The following is a 17,971-nucleotide window of genomic DNA, read 5'->3' on the forward strand; positions in this document are numbered from 1 at the left end:
TTTCTTGTTTATTTCAAAGCTTTTTGAGCGTCTTCAATCATGAGTTTAGTTGATTCAAGTCCGCCTCCGCTTAGATACCAGAGGTCTGGTGTTAGTTGGATGATTTTACCATTTTTAGCAGCAGGAGTTTCAGCGATGAGGGCATTTTCTAGGACGCCATCGTTGCTTGAGTTGTCCCCACCAATGGCAAGGGTACGGTTGATGACAAAGAGGATGTCAGGATTGATTTCTTTGACACTTTCAAAGCTGACTTCTTGTCCGTGGCGAGAGTCTTCAAATTTGGTGTCAGTTGGCTTGAATTTTAAGGTTTGATACAAGAAAGAGAAACGAGATTGGGCACCAAAGGCAGCCATTTTTCCTTCATTGAGGAGGATAGCAAGGGCTTTTTTGTCAGAACTTTCGTTTTTAGTAGCGACTTCTTGGATGCTCTTATCTAGGTTAGCCAATTCTTGCTTGGCTTTCTGAGTGCCTGTTTCACCAAAGGCGCTTGCAAGGGATTCGATGTTGGTCTTGGTAGAAGTCCAGTAGTCGTCCTTACTTGCTTGGAAGAGAACGGTTGGAGCAATTTCTTTGAACTTGTCTACGAATTTTTGGGTACGTGGAGAAGCGATAATCAAATCCGGCTCAAGAGCAGCAATGGCTTCTAGGTCTGGCTCAACCATGGAACCCACATTGTTGACATTTCCTGTAAGATCTTTTAGGTAAGTCGGAACAGTTTTTGTAGGCATTCCGACGATATTCTTTTCAAAACCTAAAGCGCGAATAGTATCCGCAGCACCGAGGTCAAAGGTCACAATCTTTTCAGGAACCTTTGAAAGTTTGACCTCATCTAGTGAACTTTTAATGGTTATCTCTGTTGGAGCAGAGCTACTTGTCTCTGTCTGGCTATTGCTTGAATTTGTATTTGTACTACATGCACCAAGTAAGAGCAAGAAGCTAGCCGCTAGGGCAGTGAGATAAAGTTTAAGGGATGTTTTCATGATTTCTCCTTTTTAAAATATAGTAACGATGTAGGGGGTCTCTTAAATAGGTTTGTTAGCTAAGAGACAGAGGGTTCTCTAACATGAGTTCAGAATAGCTAGCTATAGATACAGATCTTTTTGCCATTGATATCAGCCAGTGTGATGGGAATCTCATAAAGTTGACTGAGCAGGTCAGCCTGCATGATTTGAGCAGTCGTTCCCTTGCAAAAGACTTGACCGTCCTTAAAGGCAACAATTTCATCCGCATATTGGCTAGCCATGTTGATATCGTGGAGGACGATGATAATGGTTTTGCCAAGTTCCTCCACCAGTCGCCGAAGGATCTGCATCATGCTGACACTTTGCTTGATATCGAGATTGTTAAGCGGTTCGTCCAGCAAGATAAAGTCTGTATCCTGGGCTAGTACCATAGCGATAAAGACACGTTGGAGTTGTCCGCCAGACAGACTATCGATGTAGCGGTCTTTTAAGTTGGTCAGTTCCAGATAGTCAAGGGTTTCTCGAATTTTTTCCCAGTCTTCCGCCCTCAGTCGACCACGACTGTAGGGAAAACGTCCAAAGCTGACCAGTTCTTCTACAGTCAATTTGGCTTGGTAATTAATCTTCTGCTTTAGGATGGTGAGTTCTTTGGCCAGTTCTTGGGAATTCCAGCTTTCGATTTCCCGGCCTTTAATACTGAGAATCCCCTGATCTTTCTTGGTCAGTCTGCTCATGATGGAGAGAAGAGTTGATTTCCCGGCGCCGTTTGGACCAATGAAGGCTGTCAGTTTCTGAGGACTGACTTCAAGGGAAATGTCTTGCAAAATATCCTGTTTTTGAATGGATTTGTCAATGTTTTCCAGTTTCACTGACGTGCCCTCCTGTAAAGTAAGATAAAGAATAAGAGACCACCCACACTCTCGATGATCATGCTGATGCGAATTTCCAGCGCAAAGACTCGTTCGATGAGGGCTTGCCCCAAGGTCAAACTAATAAATCCAATCAGAATGGCTACGATAAAGAGCAACTTGTGCCGATAATCTTTGACAATCAGGTAAGTGAGATTGGCTAGCATAAAGCCGAAGAAGGCCATAGGTCCTACCAAGGCAGTCGCTGTTGAGGTCAAAAGCACGATGCCCCAGAGGAGTTCTCTCTGTTCTTTTTCAACATCGAGTCCCAGTATCTGAGCCGTTTCTCTTTGCAGGTGCAAGACATCCAGAACGACTGCTTTTCGAAAGAAAAAGATTGTCAAGGCAAGGATGATCAGAGAACCGATGGCTAGGATGGAAGTGTTGAGATGCTGAAAGGAGGCAAAGAGAGTGTTCTGCAGTTTATCGTATTCATTTGGATCCATCAGGACTTGGAGGAAGGTACTGATATTTCGAAAGAGACTTCCCAGGGCTAGGCAGATTAGCAGAATGAAAACCAGATCTTGCTTCATCAGCGTCTTCAAGTAGCCTTGTAAGGCGAGAAAGAAGAGGGATTGAAGCAGAAGCAAGATTAGAAATTCTAAGACAGGCGACTTTCCAAGCTGTAGAAATTTGCTTTCAAATATCAGTAGCAGGGTCTGTAGCAAGACATAGAAGGATTCGATTCCCAAAATACTTGGCGTCAGAAAGCGATTTTCCGTCAGGGTTTGAAAACTAATGGTCGAAATCCCTGTCGCGACGGCTACCAAGAGATAAACGATGATTTTTTGGGAACGTAGCTTCCAGGCAAAGGAAGATAGATGGGTGATGGGCCAAAAGTAGAGAAGACAAGCTCCAATGGCCAGAATAATGAGAAGGCAGAAGAGCTTGGTATGTTTGCTTTTAAACTGCATCTTTTTGTCCCCCTCTCCAGAGAAGTAGGATAAAGACGAGGCTACCGATGATTCCTAGTAGGAGACTGACAGACAGCTCATAGGGCCGAATCAAGACTCGAGAGAGGATGTCGCAGGCCAGAACCATATTGGCTCCGACCAGAGCGACCATGAGTTTAGTTTGGCTCAGATTATCTCCATAGCGCTTGCGGACAAGATTGGGAACGATGACTCCGAGAAAAGGCAAGGCACCCACGGTAATCATGGTGACACTTGTCGTTAGCGCCACCAGAAAAAGGGCCAGTTTTTCAAGTAGAGAGTAAGAAATCCCCAAACTTTCACTGGTTTCCTTGCCCAGATTCATGATGGTGAAGGTTTGGGAGAATTTCCAAACGGCTATCAGGATAATGAGGCCTAAGAAGAGCCACTCATACTGATGGGTCTGAATCATGGAGAAGGAGCCCTGGGTCCAAGCAGTCATACTCTGAACCAGATTGAAACGATAGGCGATAACTTCTGTGACAGAACCGATAATCCCACTATAGATGATCCCGATCAAGGGCAACATCCACCTTTCCTTTACAGAAAAAATAGTCATAAAGGCCAGGAAAAAGAGGGTAAATAAAATGGATGAGCCAAAAGCAAAGAGCATCTTTTGGGTCAGACTCGCAGACGGAAAGACAAAGAGGCTTAACACCATTCCCAGTTTAGCGGCTTCTGTGGTTCCGACTGTACTTGGAGCAGCGAATTGATTTTGAGTAATGGTCTGCATGAGGAGTCCTGCCATGCTCATACTGGAGGCTGCAAGGAGAATACTGATGGTTCTTGGAAGACGCGACTCTTGAAAGAGAAGCCAGGTCTGTTGGTCAAAAGCAAAGAATTTTTCCCAAGAAAAATCACTGGTTCCAATGGTAATGGAGAGAAAGACCAGGAGTAGAAGTAAGCCTGTTAAAATATGAGAGAGTTTCATGCCCCGTCCTTTCATGTAGATTTGGTATAAAAATACCCTTGGAGATAATGTAACACGATTTTTTTAATCTGTCAATAAATTTTCTGACAATTTAATGTAAAAAGAAAGAAAAATTTCTGAAATTACATCTGCCCCTCTCTTTTATTGGAAAACTGAGTAAAAACCAATCCACCTTCCCACTATCCTTCTCCTATAAAAAGTGGTAAAATGGAGGACAGAAAGAAGGAACTGATATGACAACATTATTTTCAAAAATCAAAGAAGTAACAGAGCTTGCTGCAATCTCAGGTCATGAAGCGCCTGTCCGGACTTATCTTCGTGAAAAGTTGACACCACACGTGGATGAAGTGGTGACAGATGGCTTAGGTGGTATTTTCGGTATCAAGCATTCAGAAGCTGCGGATGCACCACGCGTCTTAGTCGCTTCTCACATGGACGAAGTTGGTTTTATGGTCAGCGAGATTAAGCCAGATGGAACCTTCCGTGTGGTTGAAATCGGTGGCTGGAACCCTATGGTGGTCAGCAGTCAACGCTTTAAACTCTTTACTCGTGACGGTCGTGAAATTCCCGTGATCTCAGGTTCTGTTCCTCCACATTTGACACGTGGAACAGGTGGGCCAACCATGCCAGCTATTTCAGATATCATTTTTGATGGTGGTTTTGCGGACAAGGCTGAGGCAGAAAGCTTTGGTATCCGTCCAGGTGACACCATTGTCCCTGATAGCTCTGCTATCTTGACAGCCAATGAAAAAAATATCATCTCAAAAGCTTGGGACAACCGCTACGGTGTTCTCATGGTAAGCGAGCTAGCAGAAGCCTTGTCAGGTCAAAAACTCGGAAATGAACTCTACCTTGGCTCGAACGTCCAAGAAGAAGTTGGTCTTCGTGGCGCTCATACTTCTACAACTAAGTTTGATCCAGAAGTTTTCCTAGCTGTTGACTGTTCACCTGCTGGTGATGTTTATGGTGGTCAAGGCAAAATTGGGGACGGAACTTTGATTCGCTTCTACGATCCAGGTCACTTGCTCCTCCCAGGTATGAAGGATTTCCTTTTGACAACGGCTGAAGAAGCAGGTATCAAGTACCAATACTACTGTGGAAAAGGTGGAACAGACGCTGGAGCAGCTCATCTGAAAAATGGTGGTGTCCCATCAACAACCATCGGTGTCTGCGCTCGTTATATCCACTCTCACCAAACTCTCTACGCGATGGATGACTTCCTAGAAGCTCAAGCTTTCTTGCAAGCCTTGGTGAAAAAATTGGATCGTTCAACGGTTGATTTGATTAAACATTATTAAGCATAAGGGAGGTGGTCGGGATGGCAGAACCAAACCTAGAAAGCCTTATAAGAGATCTCTACAACCATGCTCGTCAGGGCTTGAGTGAAGATTTAGTTGCTGCTCTCCTAGAGACTGCTAAAAAACTACCCACTACAAATGAGCAATTACTAGCAGTCCGACTTTCAGGACTGGTCACCCGTGAATTGCTCATCAATCCCAAACACCCAGCACCTGAGTTGATCAACTTGGCGCGCTTTATCAAAAGAGAAGAAGCCAAGTATAGGGGCACTGCAGTTTCTGCTATCATGTTTGGAGAACTCTTTAAAATGCTTTGATTCCATTGTGAATCAAAGTATTTTTTATATGTTTCAAAAGAAATTCTTAATTAGGAGACGAAAAAAGCCATCCCATTCAGGATAGCTTTTAGGTTATTAGATTTGTTCAGCAATGACCTTTTCGGCTAGGTTCATAGCATGGTCAGACACACGAGTGTAGTGGGAAATGATGTCGATAAAGTTGACTCCAGCTTGTGTAGAACACTCACCCTTGTTAAGGCGTTTGATGTGGGTCTTTCTGAGAACGCGTTCCATATTGTTGATTTCTTTATGACGTTCAATCAGACTCTGAGCTTTTTCAATATCATTGTTTTCCACACTATCAAGGGCATCCTTGATAAATGCAGTTGTTGCTTGATAAATCTCAGCTAATTCCTCTAAAGCAGCATCAGAAAATTGAACATTCTTACGTTGAAGGTAGTCTGTTAGGTTGAGCAAGCCTTCTGCGTGGTCCCCAATTCGTTCCAAATCACGAGATGAATCCAGAATGTTGGTCAAGACTTCGCTTTCCTTTTGGCTCAAGGATTCGCTTGAGAGTCGAATGAGGTAACGAGTGAGTTTTTCATCGATGGTGTTGATAGCTTCCTCTGTCTTGTGCCCTTTTTCAGCTACCTTTGCATCCAAACCGATGATATAGGTATAAGAAAGGTCAAAAGCTTTGGCTGCATAGTTCCCCAAGTGCAAGAGTTCTTTTTTGGCATTTCCTAGGGCAATAGAAGGAGATTGCTGGATAAGTTGTTCGTCGAGATAAAGAGGCTCGTACTTGACAACCTCGTCTTCACCAGGGATGAGCTTGGTTACAAAGTAGGCCAAGGCTCCGATGAATGGAAATTGTACAATGGTGTTACTTACGTTAAAGGCACCGTGCGAGAAGGCGATGGTCATCTCAGGTGAGAGGTGAAGGAGTGCCTGGAAGTACTCGATCATAGCAGTAAAGGGGCCTAATAAGATTAAGCAAAGAATAGTCCCTAAAACGTTAAAGGTAACGTGGGTTGCCGCAACGCGCTTTGCAGAGACATTGGCTCCAGCTGCCGCAATGATAACTGTTAGGGTTGTCCCGATATTATCTCCGAAAAGAACTGGTAGTGAACCTTTAAGGTCAAGGAACCCACCTGCATAGAGACCTTGCAAAATCCCGATAGTTGCAGAAGATGCCTGGATGAGGACGGTAATCACTGCACCAGCTACCACTCCTAAAATAGGATTTTGTCCCAAGGTTACCATATATTCCTTGAATTGTGGTAAATCTTTAAGTGGACTCATCCCGGCACTGATGAGGTTGAGAGCGTAGAAGATTCCCCCTACACCAAACAGGATGCGCCCGATATTGTTTGCTGTTCTGTTTTTTGTGAAGAAGAGGAACATGGTTCCAAGGAAAATCAAGGGTAAAGCATACTCGCCTAGTTTGAAACCGATGATAAAGGAAGTAACAGTGGTTCCGATGTTGGCTCCCATGATAATTCCGATAGCCTGTCTAAGAGTGAGAAGACTAGCGCTGACCAGTCCGACCGTGATAACTGTAACCCCCGTACTTGACTGAATCAGGGCAGTCACGACGATTCCGACTAGAACGCCTAAAAAGGGATTGCTAGTGTACTTGTCAATGTAAAAACGAAGGCGATCTCCAGCAGCTTGTTGCAAACCGTCTCCCATGGTCTTGATACTGTATAAAAATAGTCCTAGACCTCCTAAAAAGTGAAATAAAATTTCCTGCCAATTAATGGACATTTCTTTTTCCTCCGAAAAATAATAACGGAATTTCTCCTATTCTATTTTAAAGGATAAAAGTAAATCTCACAAGTGTTTAGCTGAAATTTTCATAAGAAACAAGAACTTTCTTTTAAAATGAGAGATAGATTCCCTTTAAGATAGATGATTTATAGGATTGTGTCCAAATTTTACTGATTATTATCCTAGTTATAGTTTTTATGTTAAATAGATTGACATCGCTTTCATATAGGATAAAATGAAGATGATTCTGTTCTGGTAGTGTGCACTGAGAACAGTTACTTTTTATCAAAAAGTAAAGCGCTTACTTTATATTTTATTAGGAGGATAAGATGAAAAATCTATTTTTTGAAAAACGTTGCCGTTACAGTATTCGTAAGCTGTCAATCGGGGCTTGTTCCTTGATGATTGGTTCAGCTCTATTTGTGAGTCCAGCTCTTGCCGAACAAGTCGCAGTCCCTGAAACAGCTGCAAATACGAGCGCTAAAGCGACAAGTACTAGTGAGACAACTAATCCAGATACTGCAGCTCTCGAAAAACAATTAGAGGAAACTGAAAACAAAGTAGCTGAGCAACCAATTTCAGAAAACACTCCAGCAATAACGGATCTGGTTAATGAAAAAGAAGAAGCGAAGCCAGCTCTGACAGATAAAACTGAAAAACCTGCTCAACCAACTGAAAAAGAAGAAGTCAAACCAGCGGAAGCTCCTCAAGTGACTGAGAAGAAAGCCGACAAACCGACTCTAGCAGACGTTCCTAAAAATGAAGAAAAGAGTCTCCGACCAAAAGAAATCAAATTTGATACTTGGGAGGATTTGTTGAAATGGGAACCGGGTGCGCGTGAGGATGATCCCATTAACCGTTCATCAGTTGAACTCGCCAAGCGCCATAGAGGCCAGTTGGTTAATGAAAAAGCAAGCAGAAGAGCCAAGGTTCAAGCTCTAGCAAATACCAACTCAAAAGCTAAAGACCACGCTTCTGTCGGTGGTGAGGAATTCAAGGCCTACGCTTTTGATTACTGGCAATACTTGGATTCAATGGTCTTCTGGGAAGGTCTAGTTCCAACTCCAGATGTCATTGATGCCGGTCACCGCAACGGAGTTCCCGTTTATGGAACACTCTTTTTCAACTGGTCAAATAGCATTGCCGACCAAGAGAAATTTGCAGCTGCCTTGAAACAAGATGCAGATGGCACCTTCCCTATCGCACGGAAACTTGTCGATCTTGCTAAGTACTATGGATTTGATGGATATTTCATTAATCAGGAAACAACGGGGGAATTGGTAGCACCTCTTGGTGAAAAAATGCGCCAATTCATGCTCTATACAAAAGAATATGCAGCTAAGGTCAACCACCCAATCAAGTATGCTTGGTACGATGCCATGACCTACAAATATGGTCGTTACCACGAAGATGGTCTAGGTGATTACAACTACCAGTTCATGCAAAAAGAAGGAGACAAAGTCCCTGCAGATCAATTTTTTGCCAATTTCAACTGGAACAAGGAAAAGAATGACCACTCCGTAGAGATGGCAAAATGGCTAGAACGTAGCCAGTATGATGTCTTTGCAGGCTTGGAATTGCAACAAGGTGGCTCTTATAAGACCAAAGTCAAATGGGATGCCCTCTTAGATGAAAAAGGCAAGTTGCGTTTGTCACTTGGACTTTTTGCACCAGATACGATTACCAGTCTAGGAAAAACAGGCGAAGACTACCACAAGAACGAAGATATCTTCTTCACAGGCTACCAAGGAGATCCAACGGCTCAAAAACCAGCTGACAAAGAGTGGTATGGGATTGCCAATTTAGTTGCTGACCGCACACCAGCAGTTGGCCGAACCTTCACGACCTCTTTTAATACAGGCCATGGTAGAAAGTGGTTTGTAGACGGTAAAGTTTCTAAGGATTCTGAGTGGAACTACCGTTCGGTTTCAGGTGTCTTGCCAACATGGCGCTGGTGGCAGACTTCAACGGGGGAAAAACTTCGTGCAGAATATGACTTTACAGATGCCTATAATGGAGGTAACTCCCTTAAATTCTCAGGTGATGTAGCTGGTAAGACGGACCAGGATGTGAATTTGTATTCTACCAAACTAGAAGTAACTGAAAACACCAAACTTCGGGTTGCCCACAAGGGAGGAAAAGGCTCTAAAGTTTATATGGCCTTCTCTACGACTCCAGACTACAAATTTGAGGATGCAGCTGCATGGAAAGAACTGACTCTCTCTGATGACTGGAAGAATGAAGAATTTGACCTTAGCTCACTAGCTGGAAAAACCATCTATGCAGTCAAACTCTTCTTCGAGCATGAAGGTTCTGTAAAAGATTACCAGTTCAACCTAGGACAATTAACTATCTCGGACAATCACCAAGCGCCACAAGCACCTACAGGTCTCTCAGTAGTGAAACAATCTCTTAAGAATGCTCAAGAAGCTGAAGCAGTTGTTCAATTTACGGGTAACCAAGATGCAGATTTCTATGAAGTCTATGAAAAAGACGGTGACAACTGGCGTTTGTTGACGGGTTCATCTGCTTCAACCATCTACTTGCCAAAAGTTAGCCGTTCTGCTAATGCGACTGGTACGACTCAGGAATTGAAAGTCGTTGCAGTTGGTAAAAATGGACTCCGTTCTGAGGCTGCAACTGCGTCATTCAACTGGGGCATGACTGTTCAGGATACAACTCTCCCAAGACCTTTGGCTGAAAATATTGTTCCAGGGGCAACGGTTATTGGTAGCACTTTCCCGAATACTGAAGGCGGGGAAGGCATCGAAGGCATGTTGAATGGTACGATTACAAGTCTGTCAGACAAGTGGTCTTCAGCTCAGTTGAGCGGTAGTGTGGATATTCGTTTGACCAAGTCACGTACCGTTGTTAGATGGGTCATGGATCATGCGGGAGCTGGTGGTGAGTCTGTCAACGATGGTTTGATGAACACCAAGGACTTTGATCTTTACTACAAGGATACAGATGGTGAGTGGAAACTAGCTAAGGAAGTCCGTGGCAACAAAGCACACGTGACAGATATCACTCTTGACAAACCAATCACTGCCCAAGACTGGCGCCTAAAAGTTATCACTTCAGATAATGGGACACCTTGGAAGGCCATTCGTATCTACAACTGGAAGATGTACGAAACCTTGGACACAGAAAGTCAAAATATTCCAATGGCTAAGGTAGCTGCCCGTTCACTTGGAAACCACCAAGTTCAACTTGGTTTCTCTGATGTTCCAGCGGGTGCAACTATCACCGTTTACGACAAGGCAGATTCACAAACACCAATTGCAACCTTGAAGTCTGAAACTGGTGGCGACCTGGCAACAGCACCATTGGGCTTTGACAAGCAACCAACTCTCCTCTACTATCGTACCCAACTACCTGGCAAAGAAATCAGTAACACCTTGGCTGTAGCGATTCCGCAGGATGAGAGAAAAATTGCTGCAGTTAGCCTTGAAAAAGGACCTAAGAAGATAGTTTACAAAGAGGGAGAAAAACTTGACCTCAGAGGCGGAACCCTCCGTGTTCAGTACGAAGGGGGACAAGCCGATGAGCTGATTAACCTTACTCACTCAGGTGTGACTGTTTCTGGATACGACGCTCATCAAAAAGGGGAACAAAAGCTCACAGTCAGCTACCTTGGACTTTCGGTTACTGGTGACTTAAAAGTACAAGTGACTGGTCAAGATGAAGGGAAGCCGAAAGAAGTAGCAGGCTTGTACATTACTCAGAAACCGAAAACAGACTATCTAGTAGGAGATCAACTGGATCTTGCAGAAGGTCGCTTCGGCGTTCTCTATGATGATGAGACAGAAGAAAGCCATGCCTTTACAGATCAAGGTGTTGAAATTACAGGCTACGATGCTCAAAAGACTGGACGACAAACCTTGACCTTGCATTACAAGGGACACACAGCTGAGTTCGATGTCTTGGTTTCTCCAAAAGCAGCTGTCAACGACGAGTACCTCAAACAAGAAATTACTGCTGCCCAAGGCCGTCAGTCAACCCTTGCCTACACCTTCTCAAGCGAGGACAAACAAGCAGCACTAGTAGAGAAGCTCAATGTAGCGAAAGCTGTAGCAGAAAACCATGATGCCAGTCAAGAAGAAGTCAATAAAGCCTTGAATGAATTGAAACAAGCTGGAGCGGACTTGGATGGAAATCAACGTTATCAGACAGCTAGAGAAGAATTGGAAGGTTTGCTCGAATCTGTCCGTGAAAAAGATCCTAAAGCTGAGTTGATTGAACAAGCAGAAACTTTATTAGCTTCAGAGATGCCAACTCCACAAGCTTTTTCAGAAATGAAAGAAAAGCTGAATAAGAAACTAGCTCCTGCAGAAGAAAGCCATCATGTTGGTAGCATGGATCCAAATGAAGTGGCCCCGACGGTTGAGGCCCTCCCTGAACTAGTTATTGAAACTGAAACAACAGCCTATGAACGTCAGGAGCGACCAAACTCCGAATTTCTCAAAGGACAACGCCGTGTTGTGCAAGCTGGAGTTGAAGGTCAAGTTCGCCACTTTGTAGCAGTAGATACCCAAGGTAGACGCACTCTTCGTTCGACTGAGGTAGTCAAGGAAGCAATCCCAGAAATCACCGAAGTTGGAACAAAAGTTCTATCAAGCAACCAACCAGCTGAAGGTGTGAAAGATTTAGTTCTAGAAACTCCGAAACTGGAAGTTGAAGAGGGAACAGTTTCCTTCGAACGTCAAGAACGACCAAATGCAGCCCTTCTCAAAGGCCAACGTCAGCTAGTACAAGTAGGAGTTGAAGGCCATGTTCGTCGCTTTGTAGAAGTTGATGCTCAGGGCAAACGCACCCTTCATTCTACTGAGGTTCTCAAGGAAGCTCTTCCAGAAATTGTTGAAGTAGGAACGAAAGAGCTGCCAAATACGGGAGCGACAAGAGATGCTAGTCTAGTAGCGCTGGGACTTCTCGGAGTAATGAGTGGCTACGGCTTGCTCTCTAAAAAGAGGAGAGAAGACTAATCAGATTTACGAATCTTGGATTTTCTCATAAAAATAAAAAAACAAGGTTTGACTGTAGATTAGTTAGACCTTGTTTTTAGTTTTGAAATTGAAGAGTAAATTTGAAGCTAGATTTTTGTTATTCAATTCCTTGGATAAATTTTTGGAAACGATAGGTGTCGAAATAAATATTGGATGCAACTAATTTATCAAATTCATCGAATTTCAGAAATTCTGCGACATCCAGTTCAAGTTCTTTTCCTTGAGGAGAATGTAGACGGTAGCGATTTAAAGCTGAGACTGCTCGACCATCAACAAGTAATTGCTTCACTTCAAGATGCTGGCTTAAAGCATAGAATTGGCCTGCGCCTTGCAAATAAACATCACGTCCTTGTCGAATTTCTATACTATCGCACATGCCATAATCAAAGTTTTCAGCTACGAAATCTTCCCAGCCTCCCTCATTTACTGCCGTAAAATAGCTTTCTGCAAGTGTTTTTGTATCCATTTGGAACCTCCTGTAAAATAATTGGGCTATGATGAATATCACGAAATATTTTGCCCACTTAAGAGTATACAAAAGGAAATATGACTACAGGTTGTCATATTGCTGAAGATTTTTTTTGAGAGTACTGACCAGTAGATTTTGTAAGTGACTTGGGGATACGACCTTTACTTGATAACCAAAACTTAATAGTAAATCAAAAAATGAAGGAGTTAAAGCTCTAAATGCCTGAACTTTTATTATTTCGTCCTCGACTCTGATTTCTTCTTCCGTGAAGTGATCGTAGATTTTTGGAAGTGCAAATCTTGTAAAAACTAGTTCGATTTCTTCTCTTTGCCCCTCCACTTTATGTTTTGGGGGATTTAAAAAAAGCTCTAACATTTCTTGAGATAAACGTGGATAATCGAATGATTTATCTTTTATCTCCACTGGTTCTAGTTCTCGAATTCGAGTTAATTTAAAAATACGAAAATCTAATTTTTCTAAGCAGTAACCGATAACATACCAAGCATTCAGTTTATAGATCAATCTGTATGGGATAATTGTTCGCTGACTTTTCTCTTGTTTTTTCGAATAGTAAGAAAAAGAAATCATCTGTTTAGATTGTATCGCTTCCTCAATGTCTAGTAAATAATTTGTATTAAGAGTCCAGGAACTGAGATCAAAGTAAAAAGGACTGTTTGCTCTTGTAATTTCTTGAGAAGACAGCTTGTGTTCGATACTGTCAAGACTTGAATGGCCAACGATTTTACTAACATTTTGGCTCATATTAATGATAAACTGTCTCTCCTCCTCAGTGAAAAAGTTTCTGTCTATCTTATAGTCGCTCGGTATATAGAAACCTCCCTTATCTCCACGTTCCGAATAGATTGGGATCCCCGCTAAACTGAGTGTATCCATGTCCCTATATACAGTTCGAGTAGATATTTCAAATCTCTCTGCAATCTCTTTAGCTGTTATTCTCTTCTTATTTAAAAGAGACAGTAAAATATAGATTAGTCTTTCTAATTTCATGGTAGCAATTCCCCTTCTTTTAATCTCAAATAGCACAAACTAAAGAAACTATTTTAGTTATATTGTATAATAAGAAACCTAGCAATTCAAAAAGAAGGACTGTAGAGTTTAGAATATTAAGGATTAAAATGTTAGAAAAAGAATGGTATAGAAGTAATTAGGTAGATCAATCAAGAAATTTACCTAAATTATTCCAACCGAATTATGTGAAAATTGCCATTTCCCGTACGGTAATCCTAGATTTTTAGGTTAGTAGATAGAAGAATGAACAAGAAAAGTTTAGGGTTTTTCTATCTCTTTTGCTGATTTTGTGATATAATTAACACGTATAAAAAAAGAAGGAGTCATATCTAATGGCAAAATTGACTGTTAAAGACGTTGACTTGAAAGGGAAAAAAGTTCTCGTTCGTGTTGACTTCAACGTACCTGTTAAAGATGGCGTGATTACCAATGACAACCGTATCACTGCAGCTCTTCCAACTATCAAGTACATCCTTGAACAAGGTGGACGTGCAATCCTCTTCTCTCACCTTGGACGTGTAAAAGAAGAAGCAGACAAAGAAGGTAAATCACTTGCTCCTGTAGCTGCTGACTTGGCTACTAAATTGGGACAAGAAGTTAAATTTATCCCAGGTGTTACACGTGGTGCTGAATTGGAAGCCGCTGTTAACGCTCTTGAAGATGGACAAGTTCTCTTGGTTGAAAACACTCGTTTCGAAGATGTTGACGGCAAGAAAGAATCTAAAAACGATCCTGAACTTGGTAAATACTGGGCATCACTTGGAGATGGTATCTTCGTAAACGATGCATTCGGTACAGCTCACCGTGCACACGCATCTAACGTTGGTATCTCAGCAAACGTTGAAAAAGCAGTTGCTGGTTTCCTTCTTGAAAACGAGATTGCCTACATCCAAGAAGCAGTTGAAGCTCCAGAACGTCCATTCGTGGCTATCCTTGGTGGTTCAAAAGTTTCAGACAAGATCGGTGTTATCGAAAACTTGCTTGAAAAAGCTGATAAAGTCCTTATCGGTGGTGGGATGACTTACACATTCTACAAAGCACAAGGTATCGAAATCGGTAACTCACTTGTTGAAGAAGACAAATTGGATGTCGCTAAAGCTCTTCTTGAAAAAGCAAACGGCAAATTGATCTTGCCAGTTGACTCAAAAGAAGCAAACGCATTTGCTGACTACACTGAAGTGAAAGATACTGAAGGTGAAGCAGTTGACCCAGGTTTCCTTGGTCTTGACATCGGTCCAAAATCTATCGCTAAATTTGACGAAGCTTTGACTGGTGCCAAAACAGTTGTTTGGAACGGACCAATGGGTGTATTTGAAAACCCAGACTTCCAAGCTGGTACAATCGGTGTAATGGACGCTATCGTGAAACAACCAGGCGTGAAATCAATCATCGGTGGTGGTGACTCAGCTGCTGCAGCCATCAACCTTGGCCGTGCAGACAAGTTCTCATGGATCTCTACTGGTGGTGGAGCATCAATGGAACTCCTTGAAGGTAAAGTATTGCCAGGACTTGCAGCTTTGACTGAAAAATAAATAGTTTAACTAAAGGAAGATGGTGTGACCATCTTCTTTTTAATTTAATTTATAAATAGGTGGAATTTTTCTATAAATAAAAAAAGAGTAAATATTTGCATCCTGCCTTGTAAAGTGCTAGTATAAAAAGTAACGACTAAATTTAGATAAGGAAAAGGATTATAATGAAAAATAAAAAAGAAGTCTATGGATTTCGTAAAAGCAAAGTTGCGAAAACGTTGTGTGGTGCTGTTTTAGGAACTGCTTTGATTGCTTTTGCAGACAAAGCAGTATTTGCTGATGAAGTTACAGAGACAACTAGTACAAGTACAGTTGAGGTAGCTACTACAGGGAACCCAGCCACAAATCTACCTGAAGCTCAGGGTGAAATGAGCCAAGTTGCCAAAGCAAGCCAAGCTAAGGCTGGTTCTAAAGACTCAGCTTTGCCAGTAGAAGTATCATCAGCTGATTTGGATAAAGCAGTTGCTGATGCAAAATCTGCAGGAGTTAAGGTAGTTCAAGATGAAACAAAAGACAAAGGAACAGCCACAACTGCTACAGAGAATGCTCAAAAACAAGATGAGATTAAAAGCGACTATGCTAAACAGGCTGAAGAAGTAAAGAAAACAACTGAAGCGTATAAAAAAGATGTTTCAGCTCATCAGGCTGAAACAGATAAAATCAATGCTGAAAACAAAGCAGCGGATGACAAGTATCAAAAAGATCTAAAAAGTCATCAAGAAGAAGTTGAAAAAATCAACACTGCCAATGCAACAGCTAAAGCAGAATATGAGGCTAAGCTAGCACAATATCAAAAAGATTTAGCAACTGTCAAAAAAGCAAATGAAGATAGTCAACAGGATTATCAAAATAAACTTTCAGCTTACCAGACAGAATTAGCTCGAGTACAAAAAGCTAATGCTGAAGCTAAAGAGGCTTATGATAAAGCAGTAAAAGAAAACACTGCGAAAAACGAAGCGCTTAAAGCTGAAAATGAAGCGATTAAGCAACGTAATGAAACTGCCAAAGCGAATTATGAAGCCGCGATGAAGCAGTATGAAGCAGATCTTGCAGCTATTAAGAAAGCTAAAGAGGATAATGATGCTGATTATCAAGCTAAATTAGCAGCTTATCAAACAGAATTGGCACGTGTTCAAAAGGCTAATTCTGATGCTAAAGCTGCTTATGAGAAGGCTGTTGAAGAAAACACAGCTAAAAACAATGCTATCCAAGCTGAAAATGAAGCGATTAAGCAACGAAATGAAACAGCCAAGGCAACTTATGAGGCTAAAATAGCACAATACGAAAAAGACTTGGCAGCAGTCAAACAAGCGAATGCAGCTAACGAAACAGACTATCAAACTAAGTTAGCGGCTTATCAGACAGAACTAGCTCGCGTTCAAAAGGCAAATGCTGATGCTAAAGCAGCTTATGAGAAGGCTGTTGAAGACAACAAGGTAAAAAATGCAGCGCTTCAAGCTGAAAATGAAGCGATTAAACAACGTAATGAAACTGCAAAAGCAACTTATGAAGCGGCGATGAAGCAGTATGAAGCTGATCTTGCCAAATATAAGAAAGAGTTGGCTGAGTATCCGGCTAAGTTGCAGGCTTATAAAGATGAGCAGGCTAAAATTAAGGCAGCTATGGCTTTAGCAGAATCAAAGAAGAATGAAGATGGAAACTTGAGTCGCCCAAGTGCTCAAAGTTTGATTTTCAAATCGGAGCCTAATGCTGAACTTTCATTGACTACAACTGGTGAATTTGTTAGCTATACTGGCATGGAAGCAGCTGTGAAGAATACTGCAGAATTTGCCAATAAACTCTTCCAGTTGGATAACTTTAAAGTAACAGACATTCAAAATGCTAACTACCAGACAAACAAACAGGAAAGCTTTGGTACAGTCGGTAAGTATTCTGAGTACAATTCAAATGTAACAAGTGGTAAGGGACCAACTGAATGGTCTTCAGTCCTGCTGAAACGAGGTCAGTCTGCAACAGCAACTTATACGAATCTTCAGGGGACTTACTATCAAGGGAAAAAAGTTTCTAAAATCGTCTATACTTATACTCTTGATCCTAGTTCCAAGTTCCGCAATGATAAGGCTTGGTTGGGAATTTTTAAAGACCCAACGATGGGGGTTTTCGCTTCGGCTTATACTGGTAATACAGAAGATGCTACCTCTCTCTTCGTTAAGACTGAGTTTCAATTCTATGATGAAGATGGTCAAATTATTAATTTTGACAAGGCCTTGATGTCTGTAGCGTCTCTTAACCGCGAAGCAAACTCAATCGAGATGGCTAAAGATTATACTGGGAATTTCATCAAAATTTCGGGTTCTTCAGTTGGTGAAAAGAACGGCCAAATTTATGCGACAGAATCTGAAAACTTCAAAAAAGGAGTTGGTGGTTCCCGCTTCACCATGTATAAGAATAGTCAACCAGATTCTGGTTGGGATAATGCAGATGCACCAAACTCTTGGTATGGTGCGGGAGCAGTGGAAATCTCAGGTCCTTCAAATAGTATGACTATCGGAACAATTTCGTCTTCAGAAGTGTTGGGACAGCCTGCAGCGAATGATCCACGTAGAGCAGAGAAATTATCTCCCAAAAAGCCAAATATTTGGTTTGCGATTAACGGAAATGTTCGAGCAACTAATTTGCCAACCATCACATTAGAAAAACCAACTCCGCCAGTAGAACCAACTGCACCACAAGCTCCTACTTATGAAGTAGAGAAACCACTGGAACCAGCTCCAGTAGTACCAAACTACGAAAATGAGCCAACTCCACCGGTAAAAACTCCAGATCAACCGGAGCCATCAAAACCAGAAGAGCCAACATATGAGACAGAGAAACCATTGGAACCAGCTCCAGTAGCAC

Annotated in this window: 12 protein-coding genes; 5 read left to right on the plus strand and 7 right to left on the minus strand. The window is 42.0% G+C overall.

Annotated elements, in window-relative coordinates; genetic code table 11:
* Positions 1-8: 8 nt before the first annotated feature.
* From GMD3S_RS0203310 to GMD3S_RS0203325, 4 genes are all read right to left on the minus strand, one after another.
* Complete coding sequence (locus GMD3S_RS0203310) at positions 9-980, minus strand: siderophore ABC transporter substrate-binding protein (protein WP_000858272.1); 972 nt, start codon at positions 978-980, stop codon at positions 9-11.
* A gap of 98 nt (positions 981-1,078) precedes the next feature.
* The gene (locus GMD3S_RS0203315; RefSeq protein WP_000764285.1) at positions 1,079-1,831 is read right to left on the minus strand and encodes an iron ABC transporter ATP-binding protein; all 753 of its coding nucleotides are present in this window, start codon (positions 1,829-1,831) and stop codon (positions 1,079-1,081) included.
* Positions 1,828-2,784 (minus strand): iron chelate uptake ABC transporter family permease subunit, encoded by a 957-nt coding sequence (locus GMD3S_RS0203320; RefSeq protein ID WP_001159839.1) that lies wholly within the window; start codon positions 2,782-2,784, stop codon positions 1,828-1,830. Before GMD3S_RS0203320 ends, GMD3S_RS0203315 begins: the two co-directional genes overlap by 4 nt.
* Complete coding sequence (locus GMD3S_RS0203325) at positions 2,774-3,733, minus strand: ABC transporter permease (RefSeq protein ID WP_000777218.1); 960 nt, start codon at positions 3,731-3,733, stop codon at positions 2,774-2,776. Before GMD3S_RS0203325 ends, GMD3S_RS0203320 begins: the two co-directional genes overlap by 11 nt.
* 233 nt (positions 3,734-3,966) lie before the next feature.
* Between GMD3S_RS0203325 and pepA the strand changes: the two genes are divergently transcribed.
* Complete coding sequence (gene pepA, locus GMD3S_RS0203330) at positions 3,967-5,031, plus strand: glutamyl aminopeptidase (RefSeq protein WP_000209181.1); 1,065 nt, start codon at positions 3,967-3,969, stop codon at positions 5,029-5,031.
* Between the two features lie 20 nt (positions 5,032-5,051).
* Positions 5,052-5,348, plus strand: coding sequence for a bacteriocin immunity protein (locus GMD3S_RS0203335; protein ID WP_000840146.1), 297 nt, complete (start codon positions 5,052-5,054; stop codon positions 5,346-5,348).
* Between the two features lie 96 nt (positions 5,349-5,444).
* On the opposite strand, the gene GMD3S_RS0203340 is transcribed toward GMD3S_RS0203335, so the two are convergent.
* A complete protein-coding gene (locus GMD3S_RS0203340; protein WP_000026660.1) occupies positions 5,445-7,076 on the minus strand; it encodes a Na/Pi cotransporter family protein in 1,632 nt (543 codons plus the stop codon).
* Positions 7,077-7,408: 332 nt separating this feature from the next.
* Here GMD3S_RS0203340 and GMD3S_RS0203345 point away from each other — a divergent pair, with 332 nt between their 5' ends.
* Positions 7,409-12,061, plus strand: coding sequence for an endo-beta-N-acetylglucosaminidase (locus GMD3S_RS0203345; protein WP_000792776.1), 4,653 nt, complete (start codon positions 7,409-7,411; stop codon positions 12,059-12,061).
* Positions 12,062-12,179: 118 nt separating this feature from the next.
* On the opposite strand, the gene GMD3S_RS0203350 is transcribed toward GMD3S_RS0203345, so the two are convergent.
* Together GMD3S_RS0203350 and GMD3S_RS0203355 are read right to left on the minus strand one after the other, a co-directional pair.
* The gene (locus GMD3S_RS0203350; protein WP_002879744.1) at positions 12,180-12,548 is read right to left on the minus strand and encodes a hypothetical protein; all 369 of its coding nucleotides are present in this window, start codon (positions 12,546-12,548) and stop codon (positions 12,180-12,182) included.
* Positions 12,549-12,632: 84 nt separating this feature from the next.
* A complete protein-coding gene (locus tag GMD3S_RS0203355; RefSeq protein WP_000764442.1) occupies positions 12,633-13,559 on the minus strand; it encodes a helix-turn-helix transcriptional regulator in 927 nt (308 codons plus the stop codon).
* Positions 13,560-13,912: 353 nt separating this feature from the next.
* Here GMD3S_RS0203355 and GMD3S_RS0203360 point away from each other — a divergent pair, with 353 nt between their 5' ends.
* Together GMD3S_RS0203360 and GMD3S_RS0203365 are read left to right on the plus strand one after the other, a co-directional pair.
* On the plus strand, positions 13,913-15,112 hold the full coding sequence (locus GMD3S_RS0203360) for a phosphoglycerate kinase (protein ID WP_001096776.1): 1,200 nt from the start codon (positions 13,913-13,915) through the stop codon (positions 15,110-15,112).
* Between the two features lie 164 nt (positions 15,113-15,276).
* A partial coding sequence (locus GMD3S_RS0203365) for an antigen I/II family LPXTG-anchored adhesin (RefSeq protein WP_025172953.1) occupies positions 15,277-17,971 on the plus strand: 2,695 nt, incomplete at its 3' end.

Source organism: Streptococcus sp. GMD3S (assembly GCF_000298695.2).
Lineage (GTDB): Bacteria > Bacillota > Bacilli > Lactobacillales > Streptococcaceae > Streptococcus.

Bases quoted from the DNA above. Each gene is read 5' to 3' on its own strand.
- GMD3S_RS0203320 (WP_001159839.1), bottom strand. From the start codon at position 2,784: ATGCAGTTTAAAAGCAAACATACCAAGCTCTTCTGCCTTCTCATTATT.
- GMD3S_RS0203340 (WP_000026660.1), bottom strand. From the start codon at position 7,076: ATGTCCATTAATTGGCAGGAAATTTTATTTCACTTTTTAGGAGGTCTA.
- GMD3S_RS0203325 (WP_000777218.1), bottom strand. From the start codon at position 3,733: ATGAAACTCTCTCATATTTTAACAGGCTTACTTCTACTCCTGGTCTTT.
- GMD3S_RS0203345 (WP_000792776.1), top strand. From the start codon at position 7,409: ATGAAAAATCTATTTTTTGAAAAACGTTGCCGTTACAGTATTCGTAAG.
- GMD3S_RS0203310 (WP_000858272.1), bottom strand. From the start codon at position 980: ATGAAAACATCCCTTAAACTTTATCTCACTGCCCTAGCGGCTAGCTTC.
- GMD3S_RS0203355 (WP_000764442.1), bottom strand. From the start codon at position 13,559: ATGAAATTAGAAAGACTAATCTATATTTTACTGTCTCTTTTAAATAAG.
- GMD3S_RS0203360 (WP_001096776.1), top strand. From the start codon at position 13,913: ATGGCAAAATTGACTGTTAAAGACGTTGACTTGAAAGGGAAAAAAGTT.
- GMD3S_RS0203350 (WP_002879744.1), bottom strand. From the start codon at position 12,548: ATGGATACAAAAACACTTGCAGAAAGCTATTTTACGGCAGTAAATGAG.
- GMD3S_RS0203335 (WP_000840146.1), top strand. From the start codon at position 5,052: ATGGCAGAACCAAACCTAGAAAGCCTTATAAGAGATCTCTACAACCAT.
- pepA (WP_000209181.1), top strand. From the start codon at position 3,967: ATGACAACATTATTTTCAAAAATCAAAGAAGTAACAGAGCTTGCTGCA.